This window comes from Methanospirillum sp. (genome assembly GCF_035406105.1).
Lineage (GTDB): Archaea > Halobacteriota > Methanomicrobia > Methanomicrobiales > Methanospirillaceae > Methanospirillum.
On record NZ_DAONKG010000223.1, the window covers coordinates 1 to 3,723 of the forward strand.

General features: G+C 48.4%; 6 protein-coding genes. 1 reads left to right on the top strand and 5 read right to left on the bottom strand.

Annotation, left to right across the window (positions count from 1 at the left end; translation table 11 throughout):
• On the top strand, nt 1–919 hold a 919-nt coding region (locus PLA23_RS11355), incomplete at its 5' end, for an ADP-ribosylglycohydrolase family protein (RefSeq protein WP_324475257.1).
• Here PLA23_RS11355 and PLA23_RS11360 read toward each other — a convergent pair.
• From PLA23_RS11360 to PLA23_RS11380, 5 genes are all read right to left on the bottom strand, one after another.
• Nucleotides 885–1,172 carry an AN1-type zinc finger domain-containing protein gene (locus PLA23_RS11360; RefSeq protein ID WP_324475258.1) on the bottom strand — a complete coding sequence of 96 codons (288 nt, stop codon included), beginning with the start codon at nt 1,170–1,172 and terminating at the stop codon, nt 885–887. The genes PLA23_RS11355 and PLA23_RS11360 overlap by 35 nt on opposite strands.
• A gap of 38 nt (nt 1,173–1,210) precedes the next feature.
• On the bottom strand, nt 1,211–2,221 hold the full coding sequence (locus PLA23_RS11365) for a DUF1848 domain-containing protein (protein ID WP_324475259.1): 1,011 nt from the start codon (nt 2,219–2,221) through the stop codon (nt 1,211–1,213).
• 9 nt (nt 2,222–2,230) lie between these two features.
• Nucleotides 2,231–2,683: a GNAT family N-acetyltransferase gene (locus tag PLA23_RS11370; RefSeq protein WP_324475262.1), complete on the bottom strand. Its 453-nt coding sequence runs from the start codon at nt 2,681–2,683 to the stop codon at nt 2,231–2,233.
• Nucleotides 2,670–3,392, bottom strand: a complete 723-nt coding sequence (locus tag PLA23_RS11375; protein ID WP_324475260.1) for a response regulator — start codon at nt 3,390–3,392, stop codon at nt 2,670–2,672. Before PLA23_RS11375 ends, PLA23_RS11370 begins: the two co-directional genes overlap by 14 nt.
• A partial coding sequence (locus PLA23_RS11380) for a sensor histidine kinase (RefSeq protein WP_324475261.1) occupies nt 3,389–3,723 on the bottom strand: 335 nt, incomplete at its 5' end. The genes PLA23_RS11380 and PLA23_RS11375, both read right to left, overlap by 4 nt.

The window sequence follows — 3,723 nt, forward strand, 5'->3', positions numbered from 1 at the left end:
ACTCGGGATGGCAGCCGGAGATGCCTGTGGGGCACCATTTGAAAACCTTTCATATCAGGAGGCAATACAGAAATTACAAAAGGAGTCTCTTTCACCTGGTACCTATACCGATGATACCCAGCAGGCTCTTGCCATAGCAGAAGTTATGGCTGCGGGGATGGAAATTACTCCATATAATCTCGCACAATCATTTCTTGCCGTATATGCACGTGATCCCCGTCCGGGATATTCCCGGCAGACATACGCAATGCTCACCTCACCTGACCCAAAATCATTTCTGGGCAGTATTACTGACCACGATCGGAGAGAGAGAAAAACCAATGGTGCTGCAATGCGGGCGTTGCCTCTTGGTTTTTTTCCTGACCGGACCAGGGTAATTCAATCTGCTCTGCAAAGTGCATCAATCACCCATGGTCATCCTGATGCGCTTGCAGCGACCGTTGCAATCGCTCTGATGGTTCATGAACGACTTTATTATGCCAGATCGTATGAAGAACTCTGGAGGGGTATTCGTAGTGATGTAGACACTATCGCACCTGATACTGCCCTCTGGTGTGATCGGTGTGCCGCACAAAAGACCCTGGAGCGGGAGATTCTCTTTGGAGAATATGCCTCATATGGGGTTCCCTATACCGAATCCCGGATTTTTCTTGGAGCAGTGATCTTTCTTCTTACCAAATACGGATGTGAACCCTGCAGGCTGCTTACTCAGGCAATATCCCTTGGGGGGGATACCGATACGGTTGCAGCAGTTGTTCTGGGTGTTGCTCTCGTGCAGGGAGGGGAGCAGAGCACCATTTGGAATCTCATCGACAGAATTGAAGACGGACCTTTTGGGAAAGAATACCTCATCTCAATCGGGAATGCACTGTCAGAGCGATTCTTTAATGAGAGAGAAAAAGCACCCAGACAAGGATGAGGAAAGCTATAAGAACCGCTCCACCGATGAGTACTTCTTTCTTCTGATAAAACGGGACCTTTACCGATGTTCTGATCCGCCCGCCTGGTCCGATCCCCTTCTTACCCGCCATGCCGGACTTTTTCCATCCGGCAAGATTTTTACATGCATGATTAAAGGGGAGGCGATGTTGTGGGCAGAAAACCCCTCCACAATAATTACAGGTAAATGCGGAACCCCCAGATACCTCTTCTCCACATATTTCACAATTCATGAAAAACTCCCTTCTTTGTACCTAAATAGAATATGGTATCATAAATACGTTTGAATATCATTCCCTGTCCTCCTCAGAGAGAGCATCGGTCCCATCTCACCGGTTATCGTATCTGACCTGGGATTTTCTGTATGTTTTTCTGCATGTATCCGTGCCCTCTCATGATCGGTTGCATAACAATACACACACCCGTGCAGGCATGTGTCATACTGCCCGATATCCTTGCTCCTTATGCACCTGCATGCAGGACGCTGGCCCCGATCCTTTTCTGAAAAGCGATCAAGGTACCGCATCAGGGCACTATCATGCTGACCAATCCGGCGAAGGAGAACATCATCAATACACTTATTATGGTCAACCGCCGGATGGTAAATAGCCTCGTCAGCACACGATGCAAGAGAAAGGTTCCAGGTCTGGTTCATCCTGACAATCCCCCTGACAAACTCCGCTCTTTCCTCCTGATTCAAAGTCCTGAACTGCCAGATTGCGGCCTGTTTTTTTACTTTTGCGTATGAAGTATCGACAAAACTGAAGACAAATTTATTCGTGTATGCTGATACCGAATCTCCGATGGTCCTGATTCGGGAAAGAAGAGTCGGCATATCAAGAGATGGAGTAAGCAGTATCGGATCAAACCGCCATATCACCCGGTCCCTGCCCAGCCGTTCTGACAATTTGATAAACGTGGATACCCTCTCATGGAGTGGAGAAAGACCTGGTTCAAGACCTTCCAATCCATAATCGGTAAGGGTGAACTGAAAATAATACACATACCCCCTGGTATCCAGATAGTGCAGGTACGGGAGCAGTGGAGCAGGGTTTTTGCTCCAGAACACAATCGCCCTGGTGTCTTCAAATGATACATAATAGGGAAGTGCGGGGTGATACCTGTTTATCCAGCGGACATAACCTTTTTCCAGCCGGTGTATGAACCAGTCAGCATAGTATGCAGGGATGTCGGTCGCTCTGCTTGCGGAAATAATAACCGGGCATGATGCAGATACCTGATACCCATCATCAGTGAGGATTGGCCGTTTCGGTTCACTCATGTCGATCCGTTACGAAAGGGTATGTTCATCCTGTCTCTGTACAGGACCCTCATACCTCATGGGCGTATATCCGTTCATCTTTGCAAACCCGAACCGGCGGTAAAAGTATTCAGTCTCCGGAGCGGCGATAACCCCAATCCAGCTAATCCCGGCATGCATACAGATAGTCATGAGTTTTTTTACAATTGCTGTACCGATTCCCTGATTCCGCCACTCTGGAAGGACGACAATATCCTGAAGATATGCATCCGAGATCCCGTCCGATATTATCCGACCCATTCCTATCCACCGATCATCTGGTCCGATTGCTGCAACAAATGCATAACTATTTCTGACTATCCCGCACAGGATGGCATCATCCCACTCTTCCTCCCACCAGTCACCGGCATAAAAGAGGGAACGGATGTCATCAATCGGGCACTCATTTACGGTTTCAACTCTTACTTCTTCAGGCAGGGATATCCCTCCGGGTAAGGGTCAGAAGGTATCCGGTGATTGTTCCACCATCCCCGGTGACTGCTCCAAGGCCGAGTGTGACGGGAATACAAAGCCCGTTTCCTGTGCGAACTGAAATGGATTCAGGCATGATGACTGACCTGCCACAGGACGTGTGATCGATGAGCTGATCAAAACGGGTCTGAATGAGTGAGCCGGGCGACATTCCAAGCATATTAAAGGCTTTGGTAGTTCCTCCGGTGATAATCCAGTCTGTTGAGAGAAAGAGGCAGGGGATATCATCAGGAACCCCGTACTCCAGGTCGTGATGAAGGACATGGGGCATGATTCTTCTTCGGATATCATATTTATGAAGTGAAAGTTCAATCGTTGAATACAGCTCCCGGTCACGGAATGGTTTTATCAGATAGCCTGATGGCTGAACCGCAATAGCCCGCTGAAGAGTCGCTTCGTCTGAGTGAGCGGTAAGGAATACAACCGGTATGTTATAGAGTTCCCTGATTCTGTCTGCAGCTTCAATCCCGTCAATCTCTCCCTGAAGTATGATATCCATGAGGACAAGGTCAGGTCTTATCTTTCCGGTCATCTCTATCGCATCTTCTCCTCTGGTGACCTGTCCAGCGATCCCGTACCCCAGTCTTCGAAGGGTATGCGCAAGCTCCATGGAGATGACCATCTCATCCTCAACAATCAGTATCTGGTGATCCGGGTTCATGCCCAAAACCCCTCTCGTACTTCATGATCTTTGGTCTTCTGAAGCGGGAAGGTCAGGATGCAGGTCATTCCTGGTCCTGATTCAAACCTACTAGTACCCTGAATCTGTGTTGTCAGGTTTCTGATCAACTCTAATCCAAGCGTTGTCTGTTCTTTGGGATCAAATCCTTCAGGCAGACCCCGTCCGTTATCATGGTACCGGATGACTCCTTGCTGATCGTTCATTCCGATCTCAACCTCGATGATCCCAGGGTTCCCTGCGGGAAATGCATGCTTTATGCTGTTTGTTATCAATTCATTCATCATAAGACCAATCGGAATACCAGTACTGA

What these genes read in the sequence shown, in the direction of transcription:
- PLA23_RS11365 (WP_324475259.1), bottom strand. Translation starts at nt 2,221, where the DNA reads ATGAGTGAACCGAAACGGCCAATCCTCACTGATGATGGGTATCAGGTA.
- PLA23_RS11360 (WP_324475258.1), bottom strand. Translation starts at nt 1,172, where the DNA reads ATGAATTGTGAAATATGTGGAGAAGAGGTATCTGGGGGTTCCGCATTT.
- PLA23_RS11375 (WP_324475260.1), bottom strand. Translation starts at nt 3,392, where the DNA reads ATGAACCCGGATCACCAGATACTGATTGTTGAGGATGAGATGGTCATC.